The sequence below is a fragment of the Endozoicomonas sp. genome (genome assembly GCF_965196975.1).
Lineage (GTDB): Bacteria > Pseudomonadota > Gammaproteobacteria > Pseudomonadales > Endozoicomonadaceae > Endozoicomonas.
This window is the reverse complement of the sequence record NZ_OZ239981.1, coordinates 4,339,352-4,356,081: the sequence shown is the minus strand read 5'-3', so window position 1 is coordinate 4,356,081 and position 16,730 is coordinate 4,339,352. Positions and strand designations below refer to the sequence as shown.

The 16,730-nt window shown below is 47.2% G+C and carries 14 protein-coding genes; 6 read left to right on the top strand and 8 right to left on the bottom strand.

All coding sequences use genetic code 11. The features are described from left to right. Positions 1-36 precede the first annotated feature (36 nt). The 3 genes from ACOCLE_RS19555 to ACOCLE_RS19545 all read right to left on the bottom strand — a co-directional run bounded on the left by ACOCLE_RS19555 (position 37) and on the right by ACOCLE_RS19545 (position 3,734). Complete coding sequence (locus tag ACOCLE_RS19555; protein ID WP_419533884.1) at positions 37-2,244, bottom strand: zinc/cadmium/mercury/lead-transporting ATPase; 2,208 nt, start codon at positions 2,242-2,244, stop codon at positions 37-39. Positions 2,245-2,454: 210 nt separating this feature from the next. Further along, the gene (locus ACOCLE_RS19550; protein ID WP_419533883.1) at positions 2,455-3,318 is read right to left on the bottom strand and encodes an amidohydrolase family protein; all 864 of its coding nucleotides are present in this window, start codon (positions 3,316-3,318) and stop codon (positions 2,455-2,457) included. 74 nt (positions 3,319-3,392) lie between these two features. After that, positions 3,393-3,734: an ArsR/SmtB family transcription factor gene (locus ACOCLE_RS19545; RefSeq protein ID WP_419533882.1), complete on the bottom strand. Its 342-nt coding sequence runs from the start codon at positions 3,732-3,734 to the stop codon at positions 3,393-3,395. A 259-nt stretch (positions 3,735-3,993) separates the two neighbouring features. On the opposite strand from ACOCLE_RS19545, the gene ACOCLE_RS19540 reads away from it, so the two are divergent. Next, positions 3,994-4,551: an EamA family transporter gene (locus tag ACOCLE_RS19540; RefSeq protein WP_419537234.1), complete on the top strand. Its 558-nt coding sequence runs from the start codon at positions 3,994-3,996 to the stop codon at positions 4,549-4,551. Here ACOCLE_RS19540 and ACOCLE_RS19535 read toward each other — a convergent pair. After that, entirely contained in the window at positions 4,440-5,483 is a 1,044-nt protein-coding gene (locus tag ACOCLE_RS19535; protein ID WP_419533005.1) for a transposase, read from the bottom strand. The genes ACOCLE_RS19540 and ACOCLE_RS19535 overlap by 112 nt on opposite strands. 90 nt (positions 5,484-5,573) lie before the next feature. Between ACOCLE_RS19535 and ACOCLE_RS19530 the strand changes: the two genes are divergently transcribed. Further along, positions 5,574-5,993 carry a DMT family transporter gene (locus tag ACOCLE_RS19530; RefSeq protein WP_419533881.1) on the top strand — a complete coding sequence of 140 codons (420 nt, stop codon included), beginning with the start codon at positions 5,574-5,576 and terminating at the stop codon, positions 5,991-5,993. A gap of 48 nt (positions 5,994-6,041) precedes the next feature. On the opposite strand, the gene ACOCLE_RS19525 is transcribed toward ACOCLE_RS19530, so the two are convergent. Then, positions 6,042-6,566: a hypothetical protein gene (locus ACOCLE_RS19525; protein WP_419533880.1), complete on the bottom strand. Its 525-nt coding sequence runs from the start codon at positions 6,564-6,566 to the stop codon at positions 6,042-6,044. 727 nt (positions 6,567-7,293) lie between these two features. Between ACOCLE_RS19525 and ACOCLE_RS19520 the strand changes: the two genes are divergently transcribed. After that, on the top strand, positions 7,294-8,976 hold the full coding sequence (locus ACOCLE_RS19520) for an NAD-dependent malic enzyme (protein WP_419533879.1): 1,683 nt from the start codon (positions 7,294-7,296) through the stop codon (positions 8,974-8,976). A gap of 480 nt (positions 8,977-9,456) precedes the next feature. Here the strand turns inward: ACOCLE_RS19520 and ACOCLE_RS19515 are convergent, their stop codons facing one another. After that, positions 9,457-9,816, bottom strand: a complete 360-nt coding sequence (locus ACOCLE_RS19515) for a nuclear transport factor 2 family protein (RefSeq protein ID WP_419533878.1) — start codon at positions 9,814-9,816, stop codon at positions 9,457-9,459. 750 nt (positions 9,817-10,566) lie between these two features. Between ACOCLE_RS19515 and gorA the strand changes: the two genes are divergently transcribed. Then, on the top strand, positions 10,567-11,934 hold the full coding sequence (gene gorA, locus ACOCLE_RS19510; RefSeq protein ID WP_419533877.1) for a glutathione-disulfide reductase: 1,368 nt from the start codon (positions 10,567-10,569) through the stop codon (positions 11,932-11,934). A 176-nt stretch (positions 11,935-12,110) separates the two neighbouring features. On the opposite strand, the gene ACOCLE_RS19505 is transcribed toward gorA, so the two are convergent. Next, positions 12,111-12,236, bottom strand: coding sequence for a hypothetical protein (locus ACOCLE_RS19505; RefSeq protein ID WP_419533876.1), 126 nt, complete (start codon positions 12,234-12,236; stop codon positions 12,111-12,113). A gap of 83 nt (positions 12,237-12,319) precedes the next feature. Here ACOCLE_RS19505 and glpK point away from each other — a divergent pair, with 83 nt between their 5' ends. Beyond that, positions 12,320-13,828: a glycerol kinase GlpK gene (gene glpK / locus ACOCLE_RS19500; RefSeq protein ID WP_419533875.1), complete on the top strand. Its 1,509-nt coding sequence runs from the start codon at positions 12,320-12,322 to the stop codon at positions 13,826-13,828. Between the two features lie 64 nt (positions 13,829-13,892). Here glpK and ACOCLE_RS19495 read toward each other — a convergent pair whose 3' ends face one another. Continuing rightward, positions 13,893-14,471 (bottom strand): YbhB/YbcL family Raf kinase inhibitor-like protein, encoded by a 579-nt coding sequence (locus ACOCLE_RS19495; RefSeq protein ID WP_419533874.1) that lies wholly within the window; start codon positions 14,469-14,471, stop codon positions 13,893-13,895. Between the two features lie 713 nt (positions 14,472-15,184). On the opposite strand from ACOCLE_RS19495, the gene ACOCLE_RS19490 reads away from it, so the two are divergent. After that, the gene (locus tag ACOCLE_RS19490) at positions 15,185-16,717 is read left to right on the top strand and encodes a Re/Si-specific NAD(P)(+) transhydrogenase subunit alpha (protein WP_026258586.1); all 1,533 of its coding nucleotides are present in this window, start codon (positions 15,185-15,187) and stop codon (positions 16,715-16,717) included. The last annotated feature ends 13 nt before the right edge of the window (positions 16,718-16,730 follow it).

The window sequence follows — 16,730 nt, the reverse complement described above, 5'->3', positions numbered from 1 at the left end:
TCATTTCATTCTGAGTCGCCCGGAACGGTTAAAGGTTTAGCCTTTCTTCGAATTGCTCGACCTGTTCCTTAAAAGCCGCAGGGCATTCGCTGTGACCAGTGCGGTGGCGCCGGTGTCAGCAAGAACGGCTACCCAGAGCCCGGTCATGCCCAGCAGAGTAGTGACTAGAAACACGGCTTTACTTCCCACTGCCAGAAAAATGTTCTGGCGGATAATGGCCATGGTGGAGCGGGAAAGGCCAATAAGGTCCGCCAGCTCTTCTATTCGGTTATGAGTAAGTGCACAGTCAGCGGTTTCAAGAGCGACGTCGGCACCAGACCCCATGGCAACCCCGATATCTGCTGTCTTCAGTGCAGGGGCATCATTGATGCCGTCACCGATCATTGCGACCCGACCTTTGTCTCGTAACCGCTCTATTTCAGCAGATTTATCCCCAGGAAGAAGGCCTGCACGATATTCCATGCCCAATTGGCTGGCAATGGCAGCTGCAGCACGTGGGTTATCCCCAGTGAGCATGACACTATTGACTCCCATGGCTTTGAGGGCAGCAACGGCTCTTTTGGCATCGGATCTTGGGTTATCACGAAGGGCTATGAAGCCCACTAAATGCCCTTCAACGGTCACTACAGCAATGGTATTACCCTGCTCTTCAAGCTGTTCGAGCGTTTGTCGAGCTCCTGCAACCAGGTCAATGCTGCCCTGTAAGTGCCGGGGAGAGCCAACGACGACCATTCTGCCTTCAACCAGGCCTTGTACACCCAATCCGGCTTTTGCCTCTACTTCTTCAGCTATAGGGAGCCCGATATTCATCTCGTCAGCTCTGGCTACGATAGCTTTTGCAAGTGGGTGGGTTGAACCTGACTCAACGGCTGCAGCAAGTCGAAGAACTTCGTGCTCCGGTTTTTGTATTGAGCTGTCAAACGATGTTATGTGAGTAACTGCAGGCTTTCCTTCAGTCAGTGTACCGGTTTTATCAAAGGCGACAGTTTTTACCGAACCCAATAGCTCAAGGGCTGCTCCACCCTTGACCAGGGCACCATTTCGAGATGCTCTTGCCAGAGCAGAAGTAACAGCAGCCGGCGTTGAAATAACCAGTGCGCATGGGCAGGCAATCAGTAACAGCGTCAGAGCCTTGTAGACCCATTCCACCCAGGGCTCGCCTAATGCGAGTGGGGGAACAAAAGCCACCAGTAACGCCATAAACATCATTAACGGTGTGTACCAGCGGCTGAAGGCATCGATAAAACGCTCAACTGGCGCTTTTCGCTCTTCTGCTTCTTCGATAAGACGGATTATACGGTCAACCGCACTTTCCCCGGGCTTTGAAATGACTTTGAAGCGGGCTACTCGATCCACAGACAGTGAACCAGCCATCACACTTTCACCTGGGTTATGTTCTACAGGGACGGATTCGCCGGTTAGAGCACTTTCATCGAAGCTAACGTTAGGCGTTAAGAGTTCTCCATCAACGGGCAGACGACTACCCGGTAATATTTCGATGATGTCCCCAGGTTTCAGAGTATGGGCAGAAACCTCTGTTTTATTACCATCTTTATCAATTTGGTAAGCCGTTTCTGGTGTCAGCTCCATCAGCCTTTGGACGCCCTGCCGAGCCCTCCCTGCAGCAAACGCTTCCATATGTTCACCGATCATAAACAGCAGAAGCACCATGGCAGCTTCAACCGTTTCACCCAGGAAGAGTGCACCGATAGCAGCAATGCTCATCAGGGTTTCAATAGAAAAGGGGGTGCCATTTCTGGCTAATTGCCATGCTTTAGAGGCAACAGGGTAAAGCCCCCAGATTGTGGCCAGATAAAAAAGTACGTCGCCTACGACTGGAAAGGTTCCCTTAATTAAAACGGCGACCAGCATGACTAAGGCCAGTGAAAGAATGCGCCAGTATTTTTTCAGGAAACTGCTTTCAGCGGGTTCGGAAGAGGTGTCGTCTTTAACTGAAAAACCGAGCTCTCGAATGGTTTTAAGGATGTCATCGCTGATGTTTGCCCGATTTTCAACCTTAACCAGCAGGCGTTCCGTGGCGAAAGTAACCCGAGCCTGGGTAACACCATTCAGATTTTTTACGGCGTTCTCAACTTTAGCGGCACAGCTTGGGCAGTCCATGCCAGTGATGATCCAGCTTAGCTGCATACTACCGGAAATCGAAGACGTTTGATTTTCTAGTGTAGAAGTTTCTGACTGAGTTTTACTGCTGCAGCATGAGGATGCAGCACAACTGCTTTCCATCCCGTTGTTATGTGGGCTGGCATTTTGGGTTGCTGAGCAGGATGACATGACTTCACTCGCAATTATATAAGAATGATTTTATATAAATATAATTTTATATGTTTGGTGCGTCAAGCCGAATATCTTCCAGCGATACGTTGTATCGCCACTTATAAAATAGTGAGTTAAGGGGGAGCTCGCCTGCTTGAGCAGGCGGTAGACCGGTTATGATCAGGTGGACAAGTTGAATACTTTTAGAGCGTTTTCCCTGAGAAACTTGGGCCATACATGTTCTTTAAAGGGAACTTCGGGTAACTCCCGAAAGATACGCTCCAAAGAAAGCCCCATGGGAAAGTACCCTGCATAGAGAATCTTGTCAGCACCACGGGTATTGGCAAACTCGATGATAGATTTTGGGTAAAACCGTGGAGCGAAAGCACTGGTGGAGTAATAGAGGTTTGGGTATTTCAACATTAATTTCCAGGCCAGGTCTTCCCAGGGCTCTGCCCCATGACGCATGACTATTTTCAGCTCTGGGAAGAACCAGCAGACCTCATCCAGAAGCTCGACTTTCTGGGGAGCCATGGGCAGGCGGGGGCCAGGTACTCCAACACAGACGCAAAAAGGCAGCTCGAGTTCTACCAGTTTGGCGTAGATGGGGTACCATTTTTTATCATTAATCGGTACCTGTGGACAGAGGCCGGAAGGGAATCCTGTGACTGCTTTGATGCCGTACTCTCTGTGCAGCCGCTCAATCTTGCGGACCTCATCCATGGCGTTATTCGGGTTAGCTTCATAGGATGCAAAGAATCGTTCAGGGTGTTTTTTCAATGCGGTTTTAGCTGATTCATTATGATCATCCAGCCCAATCATGGCTCGTTCGATATTGTGCTTATCCATCTGGGCAATGGTGTATGCGATGTAATCATCAGCATCTTCAGCGGGAATATCCTTGAACATGTACTGCGCTGGCATTTTGAAATGGTGTCGGCTTTCCTCATCCAGCAGCATGGGTTTCATGTATTCATACCACTGACTGTTATCCTCCCCGGGAATGCTGAGCATCAGGTCAATAACACCAACTTCTGCAGGCATTGGCATGGCTTGGTCCTTTATTGTTTTTTTTCTTTTTGGATTCAGGGTGCTGCGATCATCAACGTTTGGCTGACTTAATCCTGCTCTTTAACGTGATTGGCCAGATCAAGAATGACATGACGGATATGGTGATCATCCAGTTCATAGAGCACCTGCTTGCCCTTACGGGTCGACTTCAGGATGCGGGCTTCCCGCAGGCTGCGTAAATGATGACTGGTTAATGGCTGAGACATGCCCGAAATTTCGGATAGGCAGCATACAGGCTGTGGTTCTTCAAGGCAGGCAATGACCAGCTGCAGTCTTTTGGTGTCCCCCAGCAGCTGGAAAATTTTTGCCAGCCGCCCCATATCTTGTTCAGACAGCTCAGGTAGCAGAGAACAACAGGTTTGATGCATATCGACCATAGGCTTGTCCAAGTCCTAAGAAATAATTATTGGTAATGGTATTGCGCTATAAGGGCTTAGTCTATTTTCCTGAGCTTATATCACCAGACGATAAGCTCTTTTCGCACTTTGCTACTGGTGGCAAAATGCTCCCAATAAAAAAATCGGGCAACAACAATAAGCAGTTTAAGCCTGAACCAATAAATAATCTGGCCAAACTGATGCTGCTGGAAAGGATGGCCGCAAACTAATCGGGTTGTACACTTTGAAAACCAAAGCACTTCGAGCAGATATGCTGCTACTGGTGGTGTCTGCTATATGGGGATTCGCCTTTGTCGCTCAGATCAAAGGCATGGAGCATCTTGGTCCATTTCTGTTTAATGCCTGTCGTTTTGCCCTCGGCTTTCTCTCGTTATTACCCGTTTATTTTCTTCTTGAGGGTATTTCAGGAAAGAAAGCTTCCGTGAATGAAAAGCCATTCGACAATCAATTGCTTCTGAAATGGGGGCCATTAACTGGTGTGGTTCTTTTTCTTGCCTCTTCCTTCCAACAGGTTGGCCTCTTGTATACCACCGCGGGTAACTCCGGGTTCATTACTGGTTTTTATATTATTCTGGTTCCTATCCTTGGAATTTGGTTTGGGCATAGTACTCGCCCTGCAACCTGGCTGGGTGGAGCCATAGCGCTTGCAGGCCTTTATTTCCTGACAGTACAGGATGGATTGAACCTTAATAGAACTTACGCATTGACAGCTCTGATAAAAGATGGTCTCAGCCAGTCTTTACCATCAGAGAAGCTCTTAATGAAGTCCCAAATAGCATCCTTGAGCGCATCATTCTTAACGCGATAGATGCTACTGAGAGATTCAGATACTTTCTTGGCCTGAAGGCAGGCATACCCAAAGATAGAGGCAAAAATATGGTTCCTGACCTGCTGCTTTCCTCTCACCTGAAAGCGCTCAATACTGCAGAGTTGTTTCAGCGCCCGGTGATACTCTTCGATCGCCCAATGGTGCAGGTGAAGTTCATTAAAGCCTACCTGTGGTGATACCTCTGATCCAGCATGGGGTGTGTAGACGACGTAATGGCGCAGCTCGTTTTTTAGCCGCGTCCGGTACAAACGCACAGAACCAAAATTACGTAGCCAAACGGTTATTCCCTCTTCAGGAATCTCCAGGCTCTGCACTTGTTGGTAGTCACCCTTTTGGATAGAAACAGTACGGTTGCTTTTAACGGCAAACATAAAACCCAGACCGTTGTTTTTCACAGTCTTCAGGTTTGCGGCACTGCTATACCAGGAATCCCCCGTAACAAATGCAGGTCGTAAGCCCCATACAAGTACTTCTTTCAGCATCTCGAGAAAATAATCATTTTTGGACTTTCCGTCCGCAGAGTCATAGATACGGAAATTGACAGGAAGGCTATAGCCTTTGATATCGGTGTAATAGAGCGTTATGAGATTAATGCCCTTGACGGCTTTATGATGCTTGCCCGAGTAATGATAGCCGATGAATGCCGTGTAGTTACTGTACGGCTTATCCAGCACCGTATCATCAACCGATAGCGTGCCCCCATCAAGAATCAGCCTTGCGGCTACTTCCATGAAAAGGTCATTGGGAGCAAAGTCTTCACGTTGTAGAAAACGGTTAACGCTGTGGTGTGACATATCTCCGATCTCACTAAGGCGAGTACAGGTTGCTGATTTCGGCTCACACAATAGAAACCCTGTATATTTCGGCAAATCACACCCAGCTGTTGTAGGTCTTGTTATCTTTCTACGCACGACGACATCCGCTATTTTTTGCTGATCTAGCAATTTTTACAGCTGCCTGTCAATGCGAAAGTCCTACTTAATAAAGGTGATGTACTGACGTTGGGTTCTGCACTGATGTATGCGGTTCAAATTCTACTAATTGGCTGGCTTTCCCGGCATGTTCATCCACTGAGGCTTTCATTAATACAGTTTTTTATGACGGCTTTATGCAGCATGATGGTTGCTCTTTATCTTGAACCCATCAGTTTTGATGCCATTACAAAAAGTATCGGGCCTTTGCTGTATGCAGGTGTTATGTCTACCGGTGTTGCTTTTACCATTCAAACCATTGCTCAGAGAGATGCAACATCTTCCCATGCCGCAATAATTATGAGCCTGGAAGCAGTGTTTGCCGTGCTGGGCGGTTGGTTATTGCTGAATGAGCAACTTGGACTGAGGGGCTTGTTAGGGTGTGCTTTGATGATGACTGGAATGCTGCTTTCGCAGCTTAGACGCTCCAGGAAGAGAGCTCTCACTTAATGATGAGTATGCTAAAGAAACGGCCAGCTTGTTGCTGGCCGTTTTGGATTAGTCCGCTAACTTGATCATTGAATAGTTTTGTGACCTGGGACGCAAAGCCGACATCACGATGGGTACAACGATAAGGGTTGAGAGAGCTCCAGCCCAGAAGCCTTTAAAGACTGCGTAATCCACAGGTGCAAATTGTTCCACTCCGAGTATTGCAAAACCAGCGAGTGGTAATGGCACCGCAATCAGTAACCCAAGTAAACCAAAGCAGAATGCATTTCCCAGCTTGCCGGAAGGAAGGCGGTTCACCCATTGCTGCAGGCGAGATCCGGGGCCAAAATCAATTTCACCTACTTTTCCCTTGATCAGCTTGCGCTGGTTAACGGAGATCAGGATCAGTGAAATAATGAATGAAAGAAGAAATGAAGTCGCAATCATGTCCCCGACAAAGTTATTCTCGCCTTTCCAGCTTATAGGGTTACCATCTTTCAGTAACAGCCAGGCAATCAGCATATTGAGCAGGGTATTGGACGTTCCGCAGACCAGCATTTCGTGCTTCAGGTACTTTGGGGCCGAAAATGACATGTAGGCTTCCGTTCTTAGACAGGGAAGGTCTTGTCATCAAAGAAGTGGGGCTTAAAAAGGGAAACAAACAGATGGGTTTGCAAGCTGTGTGGAAAATAGCTTTGTTTAACTTCCGTATTTCCAGTTTTGCTTGGCCGCCTTTCCGATATTACTTCGGATTTAGCTGATCTTCTAAGCTTTCTGGCATCCTTGTTGGTGCTGAGTCCGCAAAAAAGCACCTTGTAAACCCATCTGCTTGTTACTGCCGACACCTTATTATTATTCTGATGAGTCGACGCTAAACCCTGTTGTTGTTTTTATTGTGGGTGTTTTGTTCTTGTTGCTTTACTAATACAACTGTCGTGCCAAAAATAAGTAAAATCCCTTAATGTCTTGCTGTACGTAGTTTCCGAATGAGTGGGTGTTTTTTTGTGGCTAAATAATGTTCAGTTTCTGTGTTGTTATTTGTTACCTATTTCCCACAAAGTGTGGCAATACTCCCTGCAAAGTAACAAATACTCGCTCTTTGCTCTCAGTATGAAATCAATAAAATCGCTTAGACACTGTGTTTTTCAGACAGTTGCTGCCGACGTTATACATATGTGATTGTTTGATTGTTTCGGTTATTCCGTTTGTTCTGCTCCTGCACTAGGGATTATCCTTTGTACCCCTGCTGACACTGACTGTTATATCGGCAGTCCTGGTCGCACTCTTGCTGACAAATCGGCTGAAAAAACGTAGGAAAAAAATGAGCGAACACGACCAATGCATCCATACTGGCCTCACAGGCCGTTTGCTGCTGGAAAACTCCCTGCTGAATAAAGGCACTGCTTTTTCTATGGAGGAGCGGAGTGAGCTGGACCTTCATGGTCTTCTGCCGCCAAGGGTAGAGTCGATGGAGGAGCAATGTCATCGAGCTTATAAGTCATTCTCAATTAAGCCTACGCCGATACTGAAGCATATCTACCTGCGCTCATTGCAGGATACGAACGAAACACTGTTCTATGCTCTCCTGCAACGTCATCTTCAGGAAATGCTGCCGGTCATCTACACACCGGTTGTAGGGCAGGCTTGTCAGCGATTCAGTGACCTCTACCGTCGACCAAGGGGCATCTATATTTCCTACCCCCAGCGCGAACATATCTCAGCCATGCTGGCCAACTTCAAACGTAATATTGAAGTGATTGTTGTCACTGATGGTGAGCGCATCCTGGGTCTGGGCGACCAGGGCATTGGTGGTATGGGAATCTGTATTGGCAAGCTGTCTCTCTACAGTGCTGTGGGTGGGATTGCACCGAACAAAACACTGCCTATCGTACTGGATTGCGGAACCAATAACCGACAGTTGCTGAATGACCCAAATTACCTGGGGTGGCGTCATGAGCGGATTGGAGACGATGAATACTATGCATTTGTGGACGACTTTATCCGTGCATTGAAACGTCGCTGGCCAAAAGCACTGCTACAGTTTGAAGACTTTGCCATTAACCATGCAACACCACTGCTGGAAACATACCGGGATGAGCTCTGTTCATTCAATGATGATATTCAGGGCACGGCAGGGGTTACTGCAGCATCACTGCTGGCGGCAGCCAAGGCAGCGGGTAAATCCATCGAGGACATGAAAATTGCCTTCCTTGGTGCAGGATCGGCCGGTTGCGGTATCGCTGAGCAGTTGATCCGCCTGATGGTTGGCCGGGGGCTTAGTGATGAAGAAGCCCGTCAGAGAATATTCATGGTTGATCGCTATGGAGTGCTGAATGATCAGATGGAAGACCTGAGGCCGTTCCAGCAGCGGCTGGTACAGAGCTGTGAAGAACTTCGTCAATGGGGTTGTGAAGAAAATCCAGGATTGCTGGAAGTTGCTACTCATGCAAAGCCTGACGCCATTATTGGGGTATCCGGTCAGCCAGGACTGTTCACTCGGGAAGTCATTGAGAAGATGGCTGAGAACCATGAGCGACCCATTGTCTTTCCTCTGTCAAACCCAATCAGTCAGGTTGAAGCAACACCAGAAGATATTATTGAGTGGAGTGAGGGTCGAGCTTTGATTGCTACTGGCAGTCCATTTGACCCAGTTGAGTACAATGGTAACCGTTACCCGGTTGCTCAATGTAACAACATCTACATCTTCCCTGGGCTGGGTCTTGGTGTTCTGGCCAGTGATGCGGAAAGAGTCTCTGATGGCATGCTGGATGCAGCGGTCGAAACTCTGGCCATGGCTTCACCAGCTGTTATGAATCCGGAAGCGGCTCTTTTGCCTGAATTGAACCGTATTCACCAGGTGACCTGTGAGATAGCGATTGCCGTAGCCAGAAAAGCGCAGGAAGAGGGGCTGGCACCAAAATGTGAGCAGACTGCATTGGAAGCCAGAGTCAGAGGCAAGCGCTGGAGCCCTGAGTATCGCAGAGTCTATCTGTCTGATTCTTAATAAGTAGTGTCTATGAGAAGGGAATTTTTCTTCTTGGTATAAAGAAGGATAAGCAGATAAGTTTACAAACTACCAGGCATCTTTATTGTTATTATTGACTGACAGATGTCTGGTATGTCCTGTTGCCTTCCTGATGGTGCAGTCTTCGAAGAAGCTGCGGCAATCTTTTTAACATCCCATCAATTTGCCAGTTGATGTCCTTCAGTATCCTGCAAACTTATCTGCTTTAATCACTGACCTGTTGTTTTTGTTATTGGTGGTCAGGATATGCCATGTTGTTGTTATTGTATGGCATTTTTTGTTTGCGACTGGTCATATACAAAGGGTGTGCCAAGAATGATTATTGTTTGCTAACTGGTTGATATTTAAAAATAAAATATTTTGTCAGTCTTTCGGTCTATGCTGCAGGCGAGAGATGATCTGTTACTTGTTGAGTACTGGGTTGTGAAGATTGTAACCAGGGTAACAGGTTAGAATAGTTCAAGCTTTATGCACTTCTATACGACTGATCAGTCCTTCGTTAGAGAAAAAGATCCTCTCTATACCTGGTACATTTATCGACTCATCCGACTCAAGATCCGTACCGGTTCTGACAAACTCAAGTTCTACACAACTGCCGTTCAGGTTTCGGTAGCTGTTGACATGCCAGTTCACGTCGGGGATTTTCGAAAAAAAAGCGGTCATCATATCGAGAATGGCACTCTTTCCCTGGAAGTCACCAAGAAATGCAGAGTAGTAGCTGGCACTTTCATCAAGCATGGGAGATATCCAGTCCAGCCTGTGGGCATTGGACAGGGCAACATAAGCTTTGGCGGCTTCAACCTGTTCATCGTTTGTCATAATGTGAGATGCCAATGGTTAGTGAGTAGATACTCAAAACTCACAACATAGCACTAAGTCGACATATCGACCTGCTTCAAGTTGTCACACGTAGGATAGTTCCAAGTAAATGAAAGAAGGTAGTTAATCCAAAAAGGGGGAAGAGGCTTATGGAATTAGGAAAATAAACAAACAGACAGGTTTACAGATACACAGAAGCGCTTTATTTCTTCCTTGTCGAATGCCCGCGCTGCCTTTTGTAGTCTGTTACCAGACTCAGTCAGTCTTCTCGGCTTTCTTGTCCCTGTTTGTCGGCTACCTTGAGGTACCGTGCAAACCTGTCTGCTTGAGTCACCCGACCTGATATTATTATTTTTGTAGGCTGGGAGTCGTCATTATTGTTGTTGTTATATTCTGACGATTTTTGTTCTCGCCTGACATAATACAATTGGCGTGCCAGTTTTTATAAAAATCTTTGCAGGTCATAGTAAACGGGGGGTAAACAGGAAATTACTATTTTATAAATAGATGTCTTCTGTTGTTTTCCTGTTACTGCGTTTACCCACTGAATGTAACCTTCGGAATATACGTAACACATTTGGACTAGCATAGTCATACTAGTAATTTCAGGTGATCAAGAGGGTTGCTCATGTTGCGTTATAGGTATCAAATGCACATTGATACTTTAAATCAGGCAGTTTGACCTTATAGAGTAATCAGAGATTTTCCCCAGCAGGCTTTTGCCAACTCTGCAATGATCAGGACAATAAAATGACGACATCAAACCACTTTGATTATCTGGTAATCGGCGGTGGAAGCGGTGGTATCGCTTCAGCAAATCGTGCAGCTATGTACGGTAAAAAAGTGGCGCTGGTAGAGGCTAAGCACTTGGGGGGAACCTGCGTAAACGTGGGCTGTGTTCCTAAGAAAGCCATGTGGTTTGCCGGACAAATTGCTGATGCCTGTCGTTATGGACCTGACTACGGCTTTGATATCAGTATTGAAGAGCAGTTGAAATCGTTCAGCTGGAGTAAACTCGTCGAAAGTCGGGAGGCTTACATCAGCCGCATACATGCTTCATATGAGCGAGTTCTGGGTAACAATAAAATTACCGTTATAAACGGCTATGGACGTTTTGTTGACGCAAAAACCGTAGAAGTTAATGGTGAGTACTACACAGCTGACCATATCACTATTGCAACCGGTGGTGAGCCGCTGATTCCAGACGTTCCAGGAGCAGAGTACGGTATTGACTCCGATGGTTTCTTTGAGTTGACTAAGCGCCCTGGTCGGGTGGCTGTACTGGGTGCAGGTTACATAGCTGTTGAGCTGGCCGGTGTTTTACACGCACTGGGCAGCGAAACGCACTTGCTGGTTCGTAAACACAAACCCCTGCGTAATTTTGAAGAGATGCTATCGGATACGCTGGTAGAAGTGATGGAGTCCGAAGGTCCTCAGCTTCATACTCATTCAGTACCAAGAGAAGTTGTAAAAGAAGACGATGAGAGTCTGACTGTTCATTTGGAAAATGGTAATTCAGTCAATGTTGATACCGTGATCTGGGCTGTAGGCCGTAAGCCGCATACTTCTGGCATCAACTTGGGCGCAGCAGGTGTTACGGTTGATGCACGGGGTTACATTCCTGTTGATAAGTATCAGAATACCAATGTTGATGGGGTTTATGCCGTGGGTGACAACATCGGTAAAATTGAGTTGACTCCCGTTGCTGTTGCCGCAGGTCGTCGTCTGTCGGAGCGCCTGTTCAATAATAAGCCGGATGAGCATTTGAACTACGACAATGTGGCCACAGTTGTTTTCAGTCACCCCCCAATTGGCACCGTGGGTTTAAGTGAACTGGCTGCCCGTGAGGAGTACGGTGACGAGAATGTCAAAGTGTACACCAGCCAGTTTACGGCGATGTACAGTGCATTGACCAGTCATCGACAGCCATCACGCATGAAGCTGGTGACCGTTGGCCCAGAAGAAAAAATTGTCGGTATCCATGCTATTGGACATGGTGCGGATGAGATGCTTCAGGGTTTTGCCGTGGCTTTAAAGATGGGGGCTACCAAAGCTGACTTTGATAATACCGTTGCCATTCATCCAACTTCTGCTGAAGAGTTTGTCACAATGCGGTGATGGTCTTTGTGGAGAATTAGAAGAAGGCTTTTAATTCTCCATCTTAATCACACAAATAAAGTGCCAATTTGTCAGCAGACAACCACCTTTGTCTATCCCAGCTTGAGCTGTTCCAAAAGCGGCATCGGAGGTTGTGCGTCAGTAAATAGCGTATCAATGTCTGCAACATAGCCCAGTCAAATCATGGCACTTCGTCCAAATTTACTGTGATCCGAAATAGTCAGGGTGTTTCGGGCGTTGGCCATCATTGCCTGCGCCACACAGACTTCATGGTAATCAAAATCCAGCATGTTGCCATCCATATCAAAACTGCCTGATCGTCAGCCCACTTTTATGAGAAGGTAGGGGTAAGGCTCCTGCCAGTTAAGGAATTAAGGACAGAAGAATGACCACTGACAAGAAATACATTGTTTCTCTCGACCAGGGTACAACCAGTTCACGTGCGATCATTTTTAACCATGATGGTGAAATCGTAGGGACTTCTCAACGCGAGTTTACCCAGTACTATCCTCAACCAGGCTGGGTTGAGCACAACCCAATGGAAATCTGGGCGACCCAGAGTTCGGTTCTGACCGAAGTGCTGGCTAAAACCAATATTCGTCCTGATGAGGTGGCTGCTCTTGGTATTACCAATCAGCGTGAAACCACCGTCGTCTGGGATAAAAATACCGGTCAGCCTGTCTATAACGCCATTGTGTGGCAGTGCCGTCGTACAACAGACATCTGTGAGCAGTTGAAGAAAGCGGGTCTGGAAGGTCATATCAGGAAAACGACGGGTCTGGTTCTGGATGCTTATTTCTCCGGCACCAAAATCAAGTGGATTCTTGATAACGTAGAAGGTGCCCGTGAAAGTGCGGAGAAAGGCGACCTGCTGTTTGGTACTGTGGATACCTGGCTGACCTGGAAGCTCACGAATGGTCGTGCCCATGTTACAGATGTGACCAACGCGTCACGGACCATGTTCTTTGATATCAATTGTCTGGAATGGGATGACACTATCCTGAAGGCACTGGATATTCCTCGCAGTATGCTGCCTGAAGTGAAGTCCAGCTCTGAAGTTTATGGCAAGACCAACATCGGTGGTAAAGGTGGAACACGGATACCGGTTGCTGGCATGGCGGGTGATCAGCAAGCGGCTCTGTTCGGCCAGATGTGCCATGAAAAAGGTATGGCCAAGAACACCTATGGCACAGGCTGCTTCCTGTTGATGAATACCGGAGAAGCATCCGTTAAGTCTGAAAATGGTCTCTTAACCACCATCGCCTTTGGCATTGATGGCAAGGTGAACTACGCACTGGAAGGTTCTGTCTTTATGGGAGGGGCTTCGGTTCAGTGGCTTCGTGATGAGCTTGGCCTGGTTCGTGATGCGGCTGATACCGAATACTTTGCCAGTAAAGTACAAGACACGAATGGTGTTTATGTCGTGCCAGGCTTTGTTGGTCTTGGAGCGCCATACTGGGATCCTTATGCCCGTGGGGCAATTTTTGGTCTGACCCGTGGTGCCAACCGTAACCATATTGTTCGTGCGACGCTGGAAGCCATTGCGTATCAATCCCGTGATCTGATTGAGGCGATGCAGCAGGATGCTGGCATTGAAATGAAACAGCTGCGTGTTGATGGTGGTGCAGTAGCCAACAACTTCCTGATGCAGTTCCAGTCAGACATTCTGAATAAGGAAGTTGTGCGCCCAACGGTTACTGAGTCAACAGCGGCGGGCTCGGCTTACCTTGCGGGACTTGCAGTGGGTTTCTGGAAGAGTATTGATGACCTGAAAGATAAGGTCGGTGTTGATCGTGTCTATACCCCGGTTATGGATGATGAACAGCGCGCAGGGTTATACAAAGGCTGGAAGAAAGCGGTAGAACGCAGCCTGAGGTGGGAAGATCAGGAATAAAAGGAAATACCCTCAGGGCTTAGGGTGTACTGCACTCTAAGCCCGTACAGTCTGAAGCAAGTGGTTATCTGGCATTGGTAGGCGCAGTGAGCACTGCTTTGGCTAATGTGTGCTGTAGAATATAAAAGCCAGCCATTGCTGGTGATGCACTACTGTTTACATCCAGGTTAGGAATGTCGAGAGCGTAAACGGTAATGTGATAATTGTGTGGTGCTGAATTTGGTGGGGGGCATGCACCACCGTAGCCTTTAAATCCAAAGTCATTTCTCAGCATGCTTGCCCCTTTTGGAAGACTCTTTCCACCCTCTGTACCCGCATTTAGCGGTAGATTTTTGACATTGCCGGGAATATTAATTACCACCCAATGCCACCAACCACTACCGGTGGGAGCATCTGGGTCGTACATGGTCACGGCAAAGCTTTTCGTTCCTTTGTGGATATTGGTCCACTTCAGTTCCGGTGATGTATTTTTACCTGTACAGCCCCATTGGTTGAAAATTTGCTGACTCTGGAAGGATTTGCCGTTGGTTACCTGGTTGCTCATCAACGTCATGATATCTGAATCGGGCTTTTTCCCCATGCCTGGCGTAGAAAGGCTGATGGCCAGTAACCCTATACCAACAAGAGTAACTACACGTTTCATCACTCAACCCTTTTAGATGGTTCCTGTGGAAGATTAGCTGCGGATCATTGAAGCTGCCCAAACTTTTGAGTGAAAGTTGTCGTTTTTTTGAGTGGATTTCAGCAAGTAACAAAGAAGGACATTAAGAGACACTGGGTTACTGTTTTTACTGCATAGCGGTGGGAATATCAGCCTGATTTTCGATGTAATATGCAAAAAAAATAGTTATTTATTCATTTTTTGGTTTTTTTATTAACTCCGGTTTTGGTGGTTTTTTTCTGGTTATTTGCGTGTTTTCCCACCTTTTTGAGAAAAATTGCTGATATTTTTGATGCAAAAGTAAATAGGTAATCTCACTGACAAGTGTTGTTAATTACCACTTTGTCAAAAAATCACTTACTATGTGTGCCCTGATTTATGAGAAGGGCTTTTGAGACAGGCTGCCTGTAGCTGGTTTCCATCTTATGAAACAGCTCAATATGCCTGAATTTTTGGTGTGAGAATGACGTCGTGTACTGACTACTGTGTTACAGGTTCGTGTGATCTTGTCAACGTACAAATCAGGTAAGAATTTCGATCGTTTTCACAGTAAAAGTTCCTGCAGTTTTGATTGGGGTCGGCATTCTGGAAATGACAAAAGTACATGATGGTTACTTAGTCATGCCCAGGAACGCTGGGTGCTGATGCACTGAACGAAAAGACTATTAATTTAGCTTCCTAGCTAGGTGACCGTTATGCGCATAGGGATCCCTGGAGAGGTCCAGGAAAACGAGAATCGCGTTGCTGCAACGCCCGATACAGTGGGTAAATTGCAGAAGCTCGGTTTTGACGTCGTCGTTGAACGAGGTGCAGGGGTAAAAGCGAGCTTTGAGGATGAAGCATTCACTCAGGCTGGCGCCCAGATAGTTGATCGTGATGATGTCTGGAATTCAGACATTATTTTGAAGGTTAACGCTCCGATTGATGATGAAATTGCACTGCTGAAAGATGGCGCTACCCTGGCCAGTTTCATCTGGCCTGCCCAGAATGAAGAGCTGATGAACAAGCTCAGCCAGCGTAATGTGAACATTCTGGCGATGGACAGCGTACCACGTCTGTCTCGCTCCCAGTCTCTGGATGCCCTGAGTTCGATGGCCAATATCGGTGGTTATCGTGCAGTGGTTGAAGCATCTCATGAGTTTGGCCGCTTCTTTAATGGTCAGATCACGGCAGCAGGTAAAATTCCACCCGCCAAGGTACTGGTTATTGGTGCCGGAGTTGCTGGTCTGGCTGCCCTTGGTGCAGCGGGCAGCATGGGTGCTATCGTGCGTGCATTCGATACCCGGCCTGAAGTAAAAGAGCAGGTTGAGAGTATGGGGGCCGAGTTCCTTGAGCTGGACTATGAAGAAGAGCAGGACTCTTCTGATGGCTATGCCAAGGAGATGAGCCAGGCATTTATTGATGCCGAGATGGCACTCTTTATGGAACAGGCCAAAGAAGTTGATATCATCATCACTACTGCGCTTATTCCTGGCAAACCGGCACCAAAGCTGATCACCGAAGACATGGTTAAGGCAATGAAGCCTGGCAGTGTTATTGTGGATCTTGCTGCCCAGACCGGTGGTAACTGTGCATGCACCGTCAAAGATCAGATTACGGTTGCTCATGGTGTAAAAGTTATCGGTTATACAGATCTGCCAAGCCGCCTGCCTACCCAGTCATCTCAACTGTACGGCACTAACCTGGTAAACCTGCTGAAACTGCTCTGTCCAAACAAGGATGGAGAGATTGATATCAACTTCGATGATGAAGTTATCCGTGGCTTGACCGTTATCCGTGACGGCAGCATCACCTGGCCACCACCCCCTGTTAAAGTCAGCGCTGCCCCTGCTGCCAAACCAGAACCTGTAGCTGAAAAAGCAGTGAAAGAAGAGGCAAAACCCAAGCCCTGGCTGAAACCACTGTTGATGTCTGTAGGTGCAGTGTTGTTTGGCTGTATTGCCAATTCAGCGCCAACCGCTTTCCTTGAACATTTCACCGTTTTCGTACTTGCTTCCATCGTAGGCTATTACGTTATCTGGAATGTGACATCAGCGCTGCATACGCCGCTGATGAGTGTCACGAATGCCATCAGTGGCATTGTGGTTGTTGGAGGTCTGGTCCAGATGGGCAGTGATAACAATATTGTACTTGCACTGTCGGGTATCGCCATCACGGTTGCTGTCATCAATATTGTTGGTGGATTCGCTGTTACTCAGCGGATGCTCAAGATGTTCCGTCTGGATTAACAGGAGTCGCTCG

Excerpts from the sequence above, each read along its gene's own strand:
- ACOCLE_RS19555 (WP_419533884.1), bottom strand. The coding sequence starts at position 2,244 with ATGGAAAGCAGTTGTGCTGCATCCTCATGCTGCAGCAGTAAAACTCAG.
- ACOCLE_RS19540 (WP_419537234.1), top strand. The coding sequence starts at position 3,994 with ATGCTGCTACTGGTGGTGTCTGCTATATGGGGATTCGCCTTTGTCGCT.
- ACOCLE_RS19505 (WP_419533876.1), bottom strand. The coding sequence starts at position 12,236 with ATGGATGGCAACATGCTGGATTTTGATTACCATGAAGTCTGTGTGGCG.
- glpK (WP_419533875.1), top strand. The coding sequence starts at position 12,320 with ATGACCACTGACAAGAAATACATTGTTTCTCTCGACCAGGGTACAACC.
- ACOCLE_RS19495 (WP_419533874.1), bottom strand. The coding sequence starts at position 14,471 with ATGAAACGTGTAGTTACTCTTGTTGGTATAGGGTTACTGGCCATCAGC.
- ACOCLE_RS19520 (WP_419533879.1), top strand. The coding sequence starts at position 7,294 with ATGAGCGAACACGACCAATGCATCCATACTGGCCTCACAGGCCGTTTG.
- ACOCLE_RS19525 (WP_419533880.1), bottom strand. The coding sequence starts at position 6,566 with ATGTCATTTTCGGCCCCAAAGTACCTGAAGCACGAAATGCTGGTCTGC.
- ACOCLE_RS19490 (WP_026258586.1), top strand. The coding sequence starts at position 15,185 with ATGCGCATAGGGATCCCTGGAGAGGTCCAGGAAAACGAGAATCGCGTT.
- ACOCLE_RS19515 (WP_419533878.1), bottom strand. The coding sequence starts at position 9,816 with ATGACAAACGATGAACAGGTTGAAGCCGCCAAAGCTTATGTTGCCCTG.
- gorA (WP_419533877.1), top strand. The coding sequence starts at position 10,567 with ATGACGACATCAAACCACTTTGATTATCTGGTAATCGGCGGTGGAAGC.
- ACOCLE_RS19550 (WP_419533883.1), bottom strand. The coding sequence starts at position 3,318 with ATGCCTGCAGAAGTTGGTGTTATTGACCTGATGCTCAGCATTCCCGGG.